17 protein-coding genes and 2 pseudogenes are annotated in these 15,952 nt (G+C 72.3%); 12 read left to right on the forward strand and 7 right to left on the reverse strand.

The genetic code is table 11. The annotated features are described in order from the left end of the window. Positions 1 to 4 precede the first annotated feature (4 nt). A pseudogene (gene bagA / locus H0S67_RS24235) lies at positions 5 to 901 on the reverse strand (ATPase BagA); the annotation flags it as partial. Positions 902 to 979: 78 nt separating this feature from the next. On the opposite strand from bagA, the gene H0S67_RS02120 reads away from it, so the two are divergent. Both H0S67_RS02120 and H0S67_RS02125 read left to right on the forward strand, forming a co-directional pair. Further along, positions 980 to 1,759: a CoA transferase subunit A gene (locus H0S67_RS02120; protein ID WP_180935252.1), complete on the forward strand. Its 780-nt coding sequence runs from the start codon at positions 980 to 982 to the stop codon at positions 1,757 to 1,759. A 1-nt stretch (position 1,760) separates the two neighbouring features. Next, positions 1,761 to 2,405: a CoA transferase subunit B gene (locus tag H0S67_RS02125; RefSeq protein ID WP_180935253.1), complete on the forward strand. Its 645-nt coding sequence runs from the start codon at positions 1,761 to 1,763 to the stop codon at positions 2,403 to 2,405. 5 nt (positions 2,406 to 2,410) lie between these two features. Here the strand turns inward: H0S67_RS02125 and H0S67_RS02130 are convergent, their stop codons facing one another. Beyond that, positions 2,411 to 3,781: an MFS transporter gene (locus tag H0S67_RS02130; protein WP_180935254.1), complete on the reverse strand. Its 1,371-nt coding sequence runs from the start codon at positions 3,779 to 3,781 to the stop codon at positions 2,411 to 2,413. Positions 3,782 to 3,911: 130 nt separating this feature from the next. On the opposite strand from H0S67_RS02130, the gene H0S67_RS02135 reads away from it, so the two are divergent. The 6 genes from H0S67_RS02135 to H0S67_RS02160 all read left to right on the forward strand — a co-directional run bounded on the left by H0S67_RS02135 (position 3,912) and on the right by H0S67_RS02160 (position 7,916). After that, positions 3,912 to 4,517, forward strand: coding sequence for a dihydrofolate reductase family protein (locus H0S67_RS02135; RefSeq protein WP_180935255.1), 606 nt, complete (start codon positions 3,912 to 3,914; stop codon positions 4,515 to 4,517). A 35-nt stretch (positions 4,518 to 4,552) separates the two neighbouring features. Next, the gene (gene sp36, locus H0S67_RS02140; RefSeq protein ID WP_180935256.1) at positions 4,553 to 4,711 is read left to right on the forward strand and encodes a Sp36 family protein; all 159 of its coding nucleotides are present in this window, start codon (positions 4,553 to 4,555) and stop codon (positions 4,709 to 4,711) included. 1 nt (position 4,712) lies between these two features. Further along, entirely contained in the window at positions 4,713 to 5,171 is a 459-nt protein-coding gene (locus H0S67_RS02145) for a RidA family protein (RefSeq protein ID WP_180935257.1), read from the forward strand. 5 nt (positions 5,172 to 5,176) lie between these two features. Continuing rightward, entirely contained in the window at positions 5,177 to 6,031 is an 855-nt protein-coding gene (locus tag H0S67_RS02150; RefSeq protein WP_246355053.1) for an NUDIX hydrolase, read from the forward strand. Between the two features lie 331 nt (positions 6,032 to 6,362). Next, a complete protein-coding gene (locus H0S67_RS27150; RefSeq protein ID WP_343050292.1) occupies positions 6,363 to 6,830 on the forward strand; it encodes an MBL fold metallo-hydrolase in 468 nt (155 codons plus the stop codon). A gap of 492 nt (positions 6,831 to 7,322) precedes the next feature. Next, positions 7,323 to 7,916, forward strand: a complete 594-nt coding sequence (locus H0S67_RS02160) for an endonuclease domain-containing protein (RefSeq protein ID WP_180935258.1) — start codon at positions 7,323 to 7,325, stop codon at positions 7,914 to 7,916. A 94-nt stretch (positions 7,917 to 8,010) separates the two neighbouring features. Here the strand turns inward: H0S67_RS02160 and H0S67_RS02165 are convergent, their stop codons facing one another. From H0S67_RS02165 to H0S67_RS02175, 3 genes are all read right to left on the reverse strand, one after another. After that, on the reverse strand, positions 8,011 to 9,333 hold the full coding sequence (locus H0S67_RS02165) for a PD40 domain-containing protein (RefSeq protein WP_180935259.1): 1,323 nt from the start codon (positions 9,331 to 9,333) through the stop codon (positions 8,011 to 8,013). Continuing rightward, positions 9,330 to 9,716: a SigE family RNA polymerase sigma factor gene (locus H0S67_RS02170; RefSeq protein WP_343050293.1), complete on the reverse strand. Its 387-nt coding sequence runs from the start codon at positions 9,714 to 9,716 to the stop codon at positions 9,330 to 9,332. Before H0S67_RS02170 ends, H0S67_RS02165 begins: the two co-directional genes overlap by 4 nt. A gap of 184 nt (positions 9,717 to 9,900) precedes the next feature. Further along, entirely contained in the window at positions 9,901 to 10,578 is a 678-nt protein-coding gene (locus H0S67_RS02175) for a Crp/Fnr family transcriptional regulator (protein WP_246355054.1), read from the reverse strand. A 184-nt stretch (positions 10,579 to 10,762) separates the two neighbouring features. Between H0S67_RS02175 and nth the strand changes: the two are divergent. The 4 genes and pseudogenes from nth to H0S67_RS02195 all read left to right on the forward strand — a co-directional run bounded on the left by nth (position 10,763) and on the right by H0S67_RS02195 (position 13,919). Next, positions 10,763 to 11,418: pseudogene (gene nth, locus H0S67_RS02180) on the forward strand (endonuclease III). After that, positions 11,415 to 12,026: a TlpA family protein disulfide reductase gene (locus H0S67_RS02185; protein ID WP_180935261.1), complete on the forward strand. Its 612-nt coding sequence runs from the start codon at positions 11,415 to 11,417 to the stop codon at positions 12,024 to 12,026. Before nth ends, H0S67_RS02185 begins: the two are co-directional and overlap by 4 nt. Positions 12,027 to 12,036: 10 nt before the next feature. Beyond that, a complete protein-coding gene (locus tag H0S67_RS02190; protein WP_246355055.1) occupies positions 12,037 to 12,747 on the forward strand; it encodes an NUDIX hydrolase in 711 nt (236 codons plus the stop codon). After that, positions 12,744 to 13,919, forward strand: coding sequence for a MarP family serine protease (locus H0S67_RS02195; RefSeq protein WP_180935262.1), 1,176 nt, complete (start codon positions 12,744 to 12,746; stop codon positions 13,917 to 13,919). Before H0S67_RS02190 ends, H0S67_RS02195 begins: the two co-directional genes overlap by 4 nt. Positions 13,920 to 13,981: 62 nt before the next feature. Here H0S67_RS02195 and H0S67_RS02200 read toward each other — a convergent pair whose 3' ends face one another. Continuing rightward, complete coding sequence (locus tag H0S67_RS02200; protein WP_180935263.1) at positions 13,982 to 14,401, reverse strand: phage holin family protein; 420 nt, start codon at positions 14,399 to 14,401, stop codon at positions 13,982 to 13,984. A 74-nt stretch (positions 14,402 to 14,475) separates the two neighbouring features. Beyond that, positions 14,476 to 15,768, reverse strand: a complete 1,293-nt coding sequence (gene nhaA, locus H0S67_RS02205; protein WP_180936688.1) for a Na+/H+ antiporter NhaA — start codon at positions 15,766 to 15,768, stop codon at positions 14,476 to 14,478. Positions 15,769 to 15,952 lie beyond the last annotated feature (184 nt).

The following is a 15,952-nucleotide window of genomic DNA, read 5'->3' on the forward strand; positions in this document are numbered from 1 at the left end:
TGTTCCCCTCGAGGGCGGCCGCGAGGTCGCCTCGGTCGAGGTCGCGGGGGCGGACCAGGTTCACGACCACACCGCCGACGGGCAGCCGGGCCGCCCGGAGCTCCTCGATGCCGTCCGCGGTCTCCTGCACCGGCATCTCCTCGAGCACGGTCACCAGGTGGACCGCCGTGCGCGGGGAACGGAACAGCGTCATCACGGTGTCGGCCTGGCTCTTGATCGGCCCCATCCGCGCCAGCCCGGCGAGCTCGTTGTTGACGTTGAGGAACTGCGCGATCCGGCCGGTCGGCGGCGCGTCCAGCACCACGGCGTCGTACCGGATCGCCTTCTTGTTCCGGCTGTTGCGCTGCACCGCCTCGAAGACCTTGCCGGTGAGCAGCACGTCACGGACGCCCGGCGCGATGGTGGTCGCGAACTCCACCACCCCGAAGCGGTCCAGGGCCCGGCCGGCGCGCCCGAGCTTGTAGTACATGGCGAGGTACTCCAGCAGCGCCGACTCGGGGTCGATGTGGAGCGCGTGCACGACGCCCGGGTTGCCCTCGGGCCCGGGCAGGCCGGTGGCGATCCGTCGTTCCTCGTAGGGGAGCGGGTCGACGTCGAACATCCGGGCGATGCCCTGGCGCCCCTCGACCTCGCAGAGCAGGACGTTCTTGCCGTGCGTGGCCAGCGCGAGCGCGAGGGCCGCCGCGACCGTCGACTTGCCCGTGCCGCCCTTGCCGGTGACGACGTGGAGACGGACACGCGGCCAGTCGTGCTTCTGCTCGGACACGTAGAGCAGCCTAGGCGGCGCGTCCGCACCGCCGCTCCTCCCTGCGGCGGATCCCGCGGGCCGGACCATGTCCGGGGGCACCACCGCAGCGGGGGCCGGGTGTGGTGAGCGGCCATAGGGAGTGACGTCCGTCATGACTAGGATCGCCTGACGTCGGGGTCCTTCGTGGCCCGAAACAGGTGTGGCCCCTGGTGGGCGAGGGAGGACGATCACGTGGACAAGGTCGTGGCGAGTGCGGCCGAGGCGGTGGCCGACATCCCCAGCGGTGCGACGCTGGCGGTCGGGGGCTTCGGGCTGTGCGGCATCCCGTCGGTGCTGATCGACGCGGTCCTGGAGGCCGGGGCCGAGGACCTCGAGGCGGTGTCGAACAACTGCGGCGTCGACGACTGGGGCCTCGGCAGGCTGCTGATGGCCAAGCGGCTGCGCCGGATGATCTCCTCCTACGTCGGGGAGAACAAGGAGTTCGCGCGGCAGTACCTTCACGGCGAGCTCGAGGTTGAGCTGACACCGCAGGGGACGCTCGCGGAGCGGATGCGGGCCGGCGGCTCGGGCATCCCGGCGTTCTTCACCGCGACCGGCGTCGGCACCCAGGTGGCCGAGGGCGGCCTGCCGTGGAAGTACGACGCGGACGGCAACGTCGTCGTCTCCTCGCCGCCGAAGCAGACGCAGAGCTTCGAGACCGCCGAGGGCGAGAAGGAGTTCGTGCTCGAGCACGCGATCGTGGCCGACTTCGGGCTGGTGCGGGCCTGGAAGGGCGACCGGCACGGCAACCTCGTCTACCGCGACTCCGCGCGGAACTTCAACCCGCTGGCCGCGATGTGCGGCCGGGTGACGGTCGCCGAGGTCGAGGAGCTGGTGGAGCCCGGCGAGCTGGACCCCAACGAGATCCACACGCCCGGGGTGTTCGTGCAGCGCGTGGTCCCGCTGACCCCGGAGCAGGCGGCGGACAAGCGGATCGAGAAGCGGACCGTGCGTCCGAAGGAGGGCAACTGACATGGCTGAGTCGCATGGGTGGACCCGTGAGGAGATGGCCGCACGCGCGGCCTCCGAGCTGCACGACGGGTCCTACGTCAACCTCGGCATCGGGCTGCCCACGCTGGTGCCCAACTACGTCGGCGACGACGTCGAGCTGGTGCTGCAGTCGGAGAACGGCATCCTCGGCGTGGGCGCGTACCCGGTCGAGGGCGAGGAGGACCCCGACCTGATCAACGCGGGCAAGGAGACCGTCACGCTGCGACGCGGGGCGTCGTTCTTCGACTCCGCGACGTCCTTCGGGATGATCCGCGGCGGCAAGATCGACGCCGCGATCCTCGGGGCGATGCAGGTCAGCAAGGGCGGTGACATCGCCAACTGGATGATCCCCGGCAAGATGGTCAAGGGCATGGGCGGTGCGATGGACCTGGTCCACGGCGCCAAGCGGGTCATCGTGCTGATGGAGCACGTCGCCAAGGACGGCTCCTACAAGATCGTCGAGGAGTGCTCGCTGCCCTACACCGGCCGCGGCGTCGTCGAGCGGATCATCACCGACCTGTGCGTCATCGACATCACCCCGGACGGCCTGAAGCTCGTCGAGCTCGCACCCGGGGTCACCGAGGACGAGGTGCGCGAGAAGACCGAGCCCGAGGTCCTCGTCGGCTGACTCGGTCAGCCGACCTGGCTGACGGTCGCCCGGGTCCGCGCGGCCGTCAGCACCGCCAGGACGCCGATCCCGGTCGCCACGACGAAGACCGCGAGGAACGGGTCCCCACCCGCCCGGTCGACGGAGCCGTAGACCACGCCGGACAGGGACAGCGCCAACGCCGCCCCGAGGGAGTCCGCGACCGACAGCGCCGACGAGTTGAACCCACGGTCGCGGTCGGTGGACGCGGCGAGCATCGCGACGCTGGTGCGCGGGTAGCCGAAGCCCATGCCCGCGCCGGCCAGCACGTACGACGCCGCGGCGAGCGCCGGGTGGACGTCGGTCGCGACCGCCAGCGCAAGAGCAGCGACGCCGGTCAGGACCACGGCAGTGCCCACCCGCATCGCCGTCACGTGGGACACCCGGTCACCCAGGCGCGACTGCGTCTGGCTCGCCGTCGCCCAGGCGATCCCGACGAGGGTGAGCGCGATCCCGGCCCGCCCGGGGCTGAGGCCCCAGTGGTCCTGCAGCACGAACACGATGAAGGCCTCGGCGCAGAAGAACGCCCCGCTCATCAGGCCGCGGGTGCCGATGACGGCCGGCAGCCCGCGGCGAGCGGTCAGCGTGCCGGCCGGGAGCAGGTGGTGCAGCGCGAGGGCCACGACGCCGAGCGCGACCGCGGCGAGGACGAGGGACCACCCGCCGGAGGAGCCGAGCAGCTCCAGCGCCAGCACCGCCGCCGCGCCCAGCACCGCCCAGGCCAGCCGAAACCGGGGCGCGGGCTCACCCTCGCCCCGCCGGCCGAGCCGGCGGAGCGCCGGGGTGATCAGCAGGGCCGCGACGCCGACCAGGGCGACCGTGCCGAGGAACACCCACCGCCAGCCCGCGGCGTCCGCCACGAACGCAGCGAGCGCAGGACCGAACAGCGACGGCAGCACCCAGGCCGCCGCGAAGCTCGCGAAGACGGCCGGCTGCAGCGCCGCGGGGAAGCACAGTCCGACCACCACGTACAGCACGACCGTCAGGGCCCCGCCTCCGAGCCCCTGGAGGACGCGACCGGCGACGAGCACCTCCATGGAGGGCGCGAGCCCGCACACGACGAGGCCGGCCGAGAACAGGACGAGCGAGGCGATCAACGGTCGGACCGGGCTGTTCCTGTCGCTCCACATGCCGGCCGCCACCATCCCGACCACGCCGCTCGCGAGCGGCGCCGCGAACGACAGCGCGAACAGTCCGACCCCGTCAAGGTCTCGGGCCACCGTGGGCATCACGGTGGCCACCGCCATCGCCTCGAAGGCCACGAACGCGATGAGCGCGAACATCCCGCTGGTGGTGGCGGCGTACGCCGGGTCGAGGAGGCGTTCCCGACGTGGCGGCCGGGGCGGGGCGAGGGTCACGAGTGGAAACGCTAGGACTTCAAGTCCGCTGGAGGTCAAGGCAGTTTCGACGGCGCGACCGACAGGTCACCGATGAGTCGGGGTCACGGCGCCGGTCTGAACGCTCGAACCAGCACCTCGGAGGGACACCATGGGCAAGACCATCGCTTCCATCACCACGTCGGTCGACGGCCACGTCGTGGGGCCGGACGACGGCCCCGGCCAGGGCCTGGGCGTCGGGGGCGAGCGCCTCCACCACTGGGTCATGGGCGGGCCGTGGACCTATGCCGACGACGGCCGCAGCGCCGACGGCATGCACGGGGCCGACAAGGAGTTCTTCGACGACCTCACCGCGGGCATGGGGGCCGGCATCGTCGGCCGGAACATGTACGAGGCGGCCGGGGCCTGGGGCGGCACCAACCCCTTCCCCGGCCCGCTGGTCGTGCTGACCCACCGGACCGAGGACCAGCCCGACCCCTCCGCCGGGTTCGTGTTCGTCGACGGCTTCGACGCCGCGCTGCTGAAGGCGCGTGAGCTCGCCGGCGACGGAACCGTGGCGCTGGGCGGCGGCGCCGACCTGATCCGGCAGGGCCTGGCGGCGGGGGTCGTCGACGAGCTCGCGATCTCGACAGCGCCGGTCGTGCTGGGCGCGGGCAAGCGGCTGTTCGAGGGGTTCGAGCAGGACCTCGACCTGGAGGTGCGCGGGGTGTGGAGCTCGGCGTACGCCACGCACGTCCGGTACGCCGTCAAGCGCTGACCCGGGCCGTCGCGGCGCCGAGTAGGGTGCGGCCCATGACCAAGTGGGAGTACCTGACGGCGCCGATCCTGACGCACGCCGCGAAGCAGATCCTGGACAACTTCGGAGCCGACGGGTGGGAGCTGGTGCAGATCGCGCCGGGCATGAACCCCGAGAACCTCGTCGGCTACTTCAAGCGTCCGCTGGAGGGTTGAGATGAGCACTCCCGAGGAGAAGCTGGCCGAGCTCGGCCTGTCCGTGCCCGACGTGGCCAAGCCGGTGGCGGCGTACGTCCCGGCCGTGCGCAGCGGCAACCACGTCTTCACCTCCGGCCAGCTGCCGATGCGGTCGGGCGAGCTGATGCTCACCGGCAAGGTCGGCGGCGAGGTCAGCCAGGAGGAGGCCGTCGAGTGCGCGCAGCAGTGCGCGCTCAACGCAATCGCGGCGGTCAAGGCCGAGATCGGCGACCTCTCGCTGGTCAAGCGGATCGTCAAGGTGGTGGCGTTCGTCGCCTCCACGCCGGACTTCACCGGCCAGCCGCTGGTCGCGAACGGCGCCTCCGAGCTCTTCGGCAAGGTCTTCGGCGACGCGGGTGTCCACGCCCGCTCGGCGGTCGGCGTGCCGGTGCTGCCGCTGGACTCCCCGGTCGAGGTCGAGATCCTCGTCGAGGTCTGAGGCCCGTGCTCCGGATCCCGCTGCCGCCGCAGCTGGTCGAGCAGGCGCGCGAGTACGCCGACGGCACGCGCACGCCCGCCGAGCCGCGCAACGCGGCGACCGTCGTGCTGCTACGGCCCTCGGAGTCCGGCCCGTCGGTCTACCTGCTGCGCCGCCAGACGTCGATGGCGTTCGCGGCCGGCATGTGCGTCTTCCCGGGCGGCGGCGTGGACCCGCGCGACTTCGCGGCCCACGTCGGCTGGGAGGGGCCGTCCCCGGCCGAGTGGGCAGAGCGGCTCGGCACCGACGAGGAGACCGCGCTCGCGCTGGTGTGTGCGGCGGTCCGGGAGACGTTCGAGGAGTCGGGCGTGCTGCTGGCCGGGCCCTCCCCGCACACGGTCGTCGACGACACGACGGGTGCGGACTGGGAGGCCGACCGGGTCGCCCTGGAGCAGCGCGAGCTGGCCTTCACCGAGTTCCTGGCGCGTCGTGGGCTGGTGCTGCGCACCGACCTGCTCGGGGTCTGGTCGGGCTGGCTGACGCCGGTCTTCGAGCCGCGCCGCTACCGGACGTGGTTCTTCGTCGCGGAGCTGCCGGAAGGGCAGCGGACCAGGGACGTGTCGACCGAGTCGTCGTCAGTCACCTGGCTGCCCGCGATGGGCGCGGTCGAGGCCGTCGAGGCCTCCGAGATGCTGATGCTGCCGCCGACCTACCTGACCTGCCTGGAGGTCGCCCAGTACCCCGATCCCGCGTCGGTGCTCGCAGCCGCCGGCGGCCGCACCGTCGAGATGTTCACCCCGCAGGTCGTCGGTGAGGGCGAGGACGCCACGCTGTCGATGCCGGAGACGCTGCGCCCGCTGGTGGAGTCGCGCCCCGCATGAGCTGGACCGGAGGAACCTTCGGTGAGCGGGGCCGGTGCGTGCTCGCCCCGAACGCCGACATCATGACGCTCGACGGCACCAACACCTGGGTGCTGCGCGAGCCGGGTGCCCGGCGCTCGGTGGTGATCGACCCCGGTCCCTCGATCCCGGCCCACCTGGATGCGGTCGCTGCCGAGGCCGGCGAGGTCGGGGTCGTGCTGCTCACCACCACCACGCCGACCACGCCGAGGCCGCCCGGAGTTCGCCGAGCGGGTCGGGTGCGGCGTACGTGCGCTGGACCCGGCGTACCGCCTCGGCTCGGAGGGCCTCGGCGACGGCGGACGTGGTCTCGGTGGACGGCCTCGAGATCCGGGTCGTCGGCACGCCGGGCCACACCTCCGACTCGCTGTCCTTCCTGCTGCCCGCCGAGGGCGTGGTGCTGACCGGCGACACTGTCCTGGGCCGGGGCACCACCGTCGTGGCCCACCCCGACGGCCAGCTGGGCGCCTACCTCGACTCCTGGACCGCCTGCACGCCCTCGCCGCCGCCCACGAGGTGGGCGCCATCTGGCCCGGCCACGGCCCGGTCATCGGCGACGCGCTGGGCGCCCTCGACTTCTACATCGCCCACCGTCGCGAGCGTCTGGAGCAGGTCGAGGCGGCGGTCGCCCGGCTCGTGGCCGACCACCCCGAGGGCCTCCCCGCCGACGAGCTGCCCCGCCGCGTCGTGGAGATCGTCTACGCCGACGTCGACCAGGTCCCTCTGGGGCGCCGCCGAGCTGTCCGTGCGGGCCCAGCTGGCCTACCTCTCCGCCCGTTGAGTTGGGCCTGATTCAGCTTTGAGTTGGGCCTGATTCGGTTCCGACTTGGGCTCGAGTCCGCGTGTCGTGCACAGGGGACGCTGCGCATCCGGCCGCAGATCGTCCACAGCGCATCCTCCTGCCGCCTTTGTGCACAGGTACGGCGTCAGCGGCCTCGGACGGTGTCAGGGCCGTCGCACCGTGGGCGCATGTGGTCTCACCCGAGTTCCCCTCGACGCCGTTCACCTGGGCGCAGGTGGCCAGGCTCGGCGTCCGCCGATGGAAGGTGGACGCGGCCGTACGGCAACGACAGCTGGTCCGGTTGTTCAGCGGGTCTACGTGCGGGCGGACGTCGAGCTCACGCCCCTGCTGCGGGCGCAAGCCGCGCTCTGGTCATCAGCAAGCACTCGGTGCTCTGCGACCGCAGCGCGGCGTGGCTGCACGGTGCCGACGTGCACCCCTTCCGCGAACGAGACGTCGGGCCGAGGCTCGAGTCGTTCGTCCTGAGAGGTCATGACCCGACCGACCGCCCGGAGTGCTCTGGAGGGACGCGAGACTGAAGCCGACCGACTGGATGACCCTCGATGGTGTCCGCGTGACACGCCCCTGCGCACCGCCATGGATCTCGGCTGCAAGCTGTCTCGGCGCGATGCGCTCGCGGCCATGGATGCGCTCGCGCGCGTGCACGGGCTGACGCTGGCCGAGATGATGAGGGTCGTGCCGCGGTACTTCCGGCGGCGCGGCGTGATCCAGCTGCGGGAGCTGATTCCCCTGGTGGACGGCGCCTCCGAGTCACCCGGCGAGTCGTGGACCCGCTTGGAGATCCTGGATCGCGGGCTTCCGTGTCCCAGGCTCCAGCACTGGGTCCATGTGGATGGGGTGCCGACGTACCGGCTCGACCTGGCCTATCCACATGCGCGGGTTGCCATCGAGTACGACGGCGAGGAGTTCCACACCAGTCCGGAGGATCGCGCGGCAGACCGAGTGCGTCGTCAGTGGCTCCGCGACAACGGCTGGACGGTGATCGTGGTGACCAAGCACGACTTCACGGCGGAGGGCACGGATCGATGGATCCGCCAGATTCGCGACTCCCTGGGTCTGCGCTGAGTCGGTGGTCGCCAGACCTGGCGGACCAGGACGCCGAAACGAGGCCCAACTCGAGACCGAATCAAGCCCAACTCGAGGCCGAACCCCGCCCAACTCAACGGGTGGGGCGGCGGCGCCGGGCGGTCACCAGCGCGACGAGGCCGAGAAGCATCACGAGGCCGGCGCCGAGGCCGATCCACCACCAGGGGGGCCCGTCCTGGGGCACCCAGTCGGGAGCGGGTACGGCGACGGTGGGCTGCGAGGCGGTCATCAGGTCCGTGGCCACGGTCAGGTCCTGCACCCCGGAGTCGACCCGTCCGACCTCGCGCAGCCCGGAGTCGGTGAGCAGCTCGAGCGCGGTGGTGGTCCAGGCGCCGCGGAGCGGTTGCGTCTCCACGACGGGCGTGTCACCGAGCCAGCCGCGCACCGCCATCGTCAGGCCGTCCGCGTCCGGGGTTGCGAGGCGCGGGCTCTTGCCGTTGCCAGACCAGCGCAGCACGTGGAAGGCGGGGCGCCCCTGCCCGGCCGGTCCGGCGCGCACGTCCGCCAGGACATCGCCGGCGTGGGCGATGTCCACTGGGAGTCCCCATCGACGCGGCACGCTGATCTGCTCGACAACGGTGCCGTCCCAAACGACCAGCTTGCTCGCGGACGTGATCGCCACCTGGCCCGAGCTGCCGATGCCGAATGCCTGCGACGTGCGGTTCGAGACGGGGACAGGCTCGGAGGTGCTGGCACCGGGCGCGATCCGGCCGGCCGCCATCTCCTCGCCGAAGCGGCGCTCGCGGTCGGTCCAGAGGGTGGAGACCTGGCCCGACCACACCAGCCAGCGCCCGTTCGGCGACCAGGCGACGGTCTGCACCAGGACGCCCTGCCCGCCGGTCACCGGGACGCTCCTCGTCGCACCCGACCTGAGGTCCACGATCGTCAGGCCGGTCGGCACGGGCGCGTGGCCACGGACCTGTCCCGAGTAGGAGTAGGCGATCTGCGTGCCGTCGGGGGACAGGGCCACCGGCGCGGACGCGGCGTACTCCAGCCCGCCGCGCTCGGCGAACCGGGGGAGGTCGAGGACGTGGTAGACGCCGTCCGCCGCCCCGATGGTGACGACCCGTGCGGTCGCGCCGATGGTCGTGACGTACGCCGCGGCCGTCCGTCCGACCGCGAGGTCGGAGGTCACCGGCACGTCCTCGGTCGAGGTGACTGCGTAGATGTGGTCCGGCACTGCCCCCTGCGCGCCCGCCACCGGGGTCGAGGACCGATCGGGGAGCAGCCCCGCCAGGCCGCCCACCAGCGCCAGCACGGCGACCGCGGCGGCGCCGACGAGCACCCGGTCGCGCGTCCGCGCACGCCGGGCCCGGCCCCAGGTGTCGGGGTCGACGTGGGCGACGGGCGCCGTGTCGCCGATGCGGGACAGCTCCTCGCGCAGCCGCCCGGTCACGAGTCCGCTCCGACCAGCTCGGCGAGCTCGGGTGCCAGCGTCCGCAGCCGCGCCAGCGCCTGGCGGGTGATCGACTTGACCGTCCCGGCCCCGATGCCCAGCGTGGCCGCCGTCTGCACCTCGGTGAGGTCCTCGAAGTAGCGCAGCACCAGCACGGTCCGCTGTCGGGTGGTCAGCCCGGCCAGGGCCTGCTCCAGGGTGATCCGCAGGTCGGCGTCGCCGGTGGCCGTGGGGACGTCGTACGAGCCGAGCGCGGTCTCCTTCACGCGGCGGGTGCGCCACCAGGAGATGTTCTGGGTGTAGAGGATCCGCCGGACGTAGGCCTCCGGTGAGCCCTGGATGCGCTGCCAGCTGCGCGCCGCCTTGAAGAGTGCCGTCTGCACGAGACCTCCGCGAGATGGGCGTCCCCCGTCAGGAGGTACGCCGTGCGCGACAGGGCAGGCGTGCGCGCCACCACGAACGCGTGGAAGTCGTCCTCAGCAGTCGGCACTCGAGCCCCCTTTCACCTCTACGACGCGCGCAGGGGCGGCTCCGGGGGTCACCGGTCCCGAGAAAGTTCGAGAAGGGTCAGCGGGCCCGGCGGGAGAGCCGCTCCACGTCCATGATCACGACCGAGCGCGGCTCGAGGCGCAGCCAGCCGCGGGACGCGAAGTCGGCCAGCGCCTTGTTGACCGTCTCTCGGGAGGCGCCGACCAGCTGGGCGAGCTCCTCCTGGGTGAGGTCGTGGTGCACGTGCACGCCGTCGTCGGCGGTGCGGCCGAAGCGGTCGGCGAGGTCGAGCAGTGCCTTGGCCACGCGGCCGGGCACGTCGGAGAAGACCAGGTCGGCGACCACGTCGTTGGCCTTGCGGAGCCGGCCGGCGAGCTGCGCGAGCAGTCCGCGAGCGACGACCGGGCGGCCCTCGAGCCAGCGCAGCAGGTCCTCGTGGGAGAGGGAGGCGAACGACGCGTCGGTCACCGCCGTCACCGTGGCGGAGCGCGGGCCCGGGTCGAAGAGCGAGAGCTCGCCGAACATCTGGCCGGGGCCGAGGATGGCGAGGAGGTTCTCGCGACCGTCCGAGGACGTGCGGCCGAGCTTCACCTTGCCGTCCAGCACGACGTACAGCTTGTCGCCGGAGTCGCCCTCGTGGAACAGCACGTCACCTCGGCGCAACCGGCTCTCGGTCATCGACGACCGCAACGCGGTGGCCGCTTCGTCGTCGAGCGCGCTGAACAGCGGCGCCTGGCGCAGTACGTCGTTGTCCACGAATCCTCCTGGTGACCTCACCCGCCCCATACGGACGGCCGCGATGATCCTAGCCAGTGGAATTTCATCACAGGAACAACCCCACCCCGGAAGTCGCGCTGCGACGGCTGTCCACGGGGCGCCGTAGGCTGGGCGCGTGCTCGATGAGGAAACCCCCACCGGCTTGGTCCGCCGTGCCCGGAAGATCGACCGCGCCCTCGCCGAGACCTACCCCGACGCCCGCTGCGAGCTCGACTTCGACAACCCCTTCGAGCTGCTCGTCGTGACCGTGCTGTCGGCCCAGACGACCGACAAGAGAGTCAACGCGGTGCGGCCGACCCTGTTCGCGGCGTACCCCGACGCCGCCGCGATGGCGGCGGCCGAGCGCGACAAGCTCGAGCAGATCGTCGGTCCGCTGGGCTTCTTCCGCGCCAAGACCGAGTCGCTGCTCAAGCTGAGCCAGGCGCTCGTCGAGCGGTACGACGGCGAGGTCCCGCCGCGTCTGGCCGACCTGGTCACCCTGCCCGGTGTTGGCCGCAAGACCGCCAACGTGGTCCTCGGCAACGCGTTCGGCATCCCGGGGATCACCGTCGACACCCACTTCGGGCGCCTGGCGCGCCGGTTCGGCTGGACCGACGAGACCGACCCGGTCAAGGTCGAGCACGCCATCGGGGCGCTCTTCCCCAAGCGGGACTGGACGATGCTCAGCCACCACTGATCTGGCACGGGCGCCGGATCTGCCACTCGCGCAACCCCGCCTGCGGTGCCTGCCCGGTCGCGCGCTGGTGCCCGGCGTTCGGCGAGGGCCCGACCGACCCGGTGGCGGCGGCGAAGCTGGTGAAGACCGAGGGCCGCGCGTGAGGGTCCCACCGGTGCTGGCGGCTGCGCTGGCCGCAGCGGGGCTCGTGCTGGGTGCCTGCGGCTCGGCGAGCGTCCCGTCGCCGGGGGCGGCGAAGATCGACGTCGACACCGCCCAGCTGCGACAGCTCAAGCACGACGCCGGTGTCGAGGCCTGCAAGCCGGGCGGCGCCGCGGCCGTCGACGGCGGCCTGCCGGACGTCACCCTGCCCTGCCTGGGCGGCGGCAAGGACGTCGCCCTCTCGAGCCTGCGCGGCCCGCTGGTGGTCAACCTCTGGGCCTCCTGGTGCGCACCGTGCCGCAAGGAGATGCCGGTGCTCGAGGAGTTCCACCGGAGGTACGGCGACCGGGTGGACGTGGTCGGCGTCGACTTCGAGGACCCGCAGACGCTCAGCGCGATGGCGTTGGTCCAGAAGTCCGGGGTGACCTACCCGCTCCTGGCCGACCCCCAGGGTGCGCTCGTGGGCAAGGCGCCGTTCCCGGCCCGGATGGGCCTGCCGCTCTTCGCCTTCGTCGACGCGGACGGCAAGGTCGAGCTCGCAGCCGGCGGCGTCGACTCGGTCGACCAGCTCGTCTCCCTCGTCAACGACCACCTGGGGGTCGGCCTATGAGGCGGACAGCGTGAGCGAGACCCCCGAGCTGCCGGAGTGGCTGCGCCCCGTCGCGGACGGAGCGGAGTCCATCACCGTGCACGACCTGACCCGGTTCATGCCGCCGGAGGACTCCGACGCCAGGCTGGGCGCGGTCCTGATGCTCTTCGGAGAGGGGGCCGACGGTCCCGACCTGCTGCTGACCGAGCGCGCCCACCACATGCGCTCGCACCCCGGGCAGGTGTCCTTCCCTGGCGGGTCCCTCGACCCCGGGGAGACACCGGTGGAGGCGGCGCTGCGCGAGGCCTGGGAGGAGACGGGGCTCGACCCCTCGGGGGTCTCGGTCTTCGCCGAGCTGCCGGAACTGTGGCTGCCGCCGAGCAACTTCGCGGTGACTCCGGTCCTCGCCTGGTGGCACGAGCCCACCGAGGTCTCGGTGGTGGATCCCGACGAGGTGCACGAGGTCTACCGGGTCCCGATCCGTGAGCTGCTCGACCCCTCCCATCGCATCGCCGTACGCCATCCCTCAGGATGGGTCGGCCCCGGCTTCCTGATCGGCGAGGACAAGGACGTCATCGTCTGGGGCTTCACCGCCGGCATCATCGTCCGCCTCTTCGACTTCCTGGGGTGGGTCGACGAGGTCGACGACCCGCCGATGCGTGACCTGCCCGACTACATGCTGCAGGGTGAGCCCGTCCCGCGTGACGTGCAGCCCAACACCCGATTCGAGGAACGCCGGTGAACCTGCTCGACTGGCTGCTGGTGGTCCTGGTGCTGGCCTACGCCCTCTCCGGCTACTGGCAGGGCTTCATCACCGGCGCCTTCGCCACCGGTGGCCTGCTGCTCGGCGGGCTCTTCGGGGTGTGGCTCGCCCCGGTCGCGCTCGGCGACGCCACGCCCTCGCTGCTGGTCTCCCTCGGGGCGCTCTTCATCGTGATCCTGAGCGCCTCCCTCGGCCAGGCGCTGCTGCAGTTCATCGGCGCCAAGATCCGCGACCGGATCACCTGGCAGCCCATCCGGGCCATCGACGCGGTCGGCGGCGCAGCACTCAGCGCCGCGGCCGTGCTGATCGTCGCGTGGGCGCTCGGGGTGGCCATCTCCGGCACCCGGATCGGCGGGATCACGCCGATGGTGCGCAGCTCCACGGTGCTCGGCGAGGTCGACGGCGTCCTCCCCGCCTCGGCGAGCGGCGTGCTCCAGGCCTTCAACGACGTCGTGGGCACCAGCTTCTTCCCCCGCTACCTCGAGCCCTTCGCTCCCGAGCGGATCGTCCAGGTCGCCCCCGGCCCGCAGCGGCTGCTGAAGGACCCCGACGTCACCGACGCCGCCGCCAGCGTGCTCAAGGTGCGGGGCACCAACGACTGCGGCCGCGGGGTCGAGGGCTCGGGCTTCGTCTACGCCCCGGACCGGCTGATGACCAACGCCCACGTGGTCGCCGGTGTCAGCCACCCCGAGGTCATCGTCGGCGACTCGTCGGTGCCGGCCGAGGTCGTCTACTACAACCCCGACATCGACGTGGCGGTCCTCGCCCTCGACACGGGTGCGGCGCCGGCGCTCGACTTCGACCAGAACGGCGACGCCAACGAGGGTGTCGCGATCCTCGGCTACCCCGAGGACGGGCCGTACGACGTGGAGCCCGGCCGCATCCGCTCCGAGCAGCGACTCCGCTCGCCGAACATCTACGGCGACGGCACCGTCATCCGCCAGGTCTTCTCCCTGCGCGGGCTGGTGCGCCCCGGCAACTCGGGCGGGCCGATCATCTCCTCGGCCGGTGACGTCGTCGGCGTGGTGTTCGCGGCCTCGGTCACCGACCAGCAGACCGGCTACGCGCTCACCGCCGAGCAGGTGTCGCGCAGCGCGGCCCTCGGCCGGTCCAGCAACGGCGCGGTCTCGACCGGAGACTGCGCCGGGTAGTCGGCCCGGGTGGTCGGCCCGGTGGTCGGCCGGTCCTCGGCGGATCCGCGGCTGCGGCTCCGTCAGGCCTTGCCCTTGAGGGCGTTCGGGATCTGCTTGCCCTGGGCGATGGCCTTCTCGGGGGCGCGCACCTGCTTGACCTTGCGGACGCCGATGAAGACCAGCAGGCCGGCAAGCAGCAGGTAGAAACCGAAGACGATCAGGAACGCCCACTGCAGGGCCAGCCCGTCGCCGTTCCAGTTGATCAGGTAGGCGATCGCCACCGACAGCATGATGACGGCCAGCACGGCCAGGAACCCCGCTGCGGCGAAGAGCCCGACACCGGTGCCGCCCGCCTTGATGCTCACCTTGAGCTCGGACTTCGCGAGCTGGATCTCCTTGGAGATCAGGGTCGAGATGTCACGGCTGGCGTCGGTGACCAGACGCCCGATGGTGGGGTCGCCGTCCGAAGCGGGTGCTGCCGTGACCGGTTCGGTTGCCATGCGGTGTTCCCCCTGGTGCTGGGTGTTTGTGGGCCGGTGCTGACCCTACAGAAGGACGGGGTGGGACCGCCCGCTCAGGCCGGTCCCGGCTCCTCCCGGCCGTCGCGCTGGAAGACGTCGGGGATCCCGTCGGCGTCGGCGTCGACCTCCTCCATCTCGCAGATCCGCCGGTAGGCGCGGTTGCGGGTGCGCAGGACGGCGGCGGCGCACACCGTGGCCACGAGGGACCCGATGAGCACGCCCACCTTGACGTGGTCGTCGCGCCCGCTGCCGGTCCCGTAGGCCAGCTCGCCGATCAGCAGCGAGACCGTGAAGCCGATCCCCGCGAGCATGGACATGCCGATCACGTCGGTCCAGCTCAGCTCGTCGTCGAGGTCGGCCCGGGTGAACGTCGCGAGTGCCCAGGTGGAGCCCGCGATGCCGACCGTCTTGCCGACCACCAGGCCCGCGACGATCCCGAGGGCGATCGGGTCCCGGAGTGCCTGGGCCAGGCCGTGCAGGCCGCCCACCGTCACGCCCGCGGCGAAGAAGGCGAAGACCGGCACGGCGATGCCCGCCGAGACCGGGCGGACCACGTGCTCGAGGTGCTCGGCCAGCCCGGCGCCGTCCTGCCCGTCGCGCCGCAGCACGGGGACGGTGAAGGCCAGCGCGACGCCCGCCACCGTCGCGTGCACGCCGGACGCGTGCACCAGCGTCCAGGCCACGAACGCCAGGGGCATGAGCAGCCACCCCCGGTGGATCCGCCGCTGCACGAGGAACCCGAAGACGGCGATCGGCACCACCGCCAGCGCGAGGTAGAGCAGGTGCAGCTCGGAGGTGTAGAAGACGGCGATGATCGTGATGGCCAGCAGGTCGTCGACGACCGCGAGGGTGAGCAGGAACGTGCGCAGCCCGGACGGCAGGTGGGTGCTGATCACGGCCAGGATCGCCACCGCGAAGGCGATGTCGGTCGCGGTCGGGATGGCCCAGCCCTTCAGCCCGCCGCCGGCACCGAGGTTGACCGCGACGAAGACGAGGGCGGGCACGGTCATGCCGGCGACCGCCGCGACCACGGGCAGGGCGGCCCGTCGTACGTCGCGCAGGTCGCCGGCGACGAACTCCCGCTTGAGCTCGAGCCCGGCCACGAAGAAGAAGATCGCCAGCAGCCCATCGGCCGCCCAGGCGCCCAGGCTGAGGTCGAGGTGGAGCGCCGCGGGGCCGACGGTCCAGTCGCGCAGCGCGGTGTAGGCGTCCGACCACGGCGTGTTGGCCCAGACGATGGCGACCAGTGCGCCCGCGATCAGCAGCATCCCGCCGGTGGTCTCCGCCCTCAGGATCTCCCCGACGCGGGAGCTCTCGGGGAACGAGCCGCGCGCGAAGAGCCGCAGCGGTGCTCTGCGACGGGGCGGCCGGGGGGCGGCTGGGACGAGGTCACGGGGCTCCTGGGGTCGGCGGAACGGTGCCGACCAGACTTCCCGGCGCTCCCTGCCGCCAGCCTACCGTCCCGCAGGCCCCCCGAGTCGGCGCTGCTTGACGTCCAGGACCCCCCGAGTCGGCGCTGGTTGACGACCA

This window comes from Nocardioides ungokensis, from assembly GCF_013466985.1.
Taxonomy (GTDB): Bacteria; Actinomycetota; Actinomycetes; order Propionibacteriales; family Nocardioidaceae; genus Nocardioides; species Nocardioides ungokensis.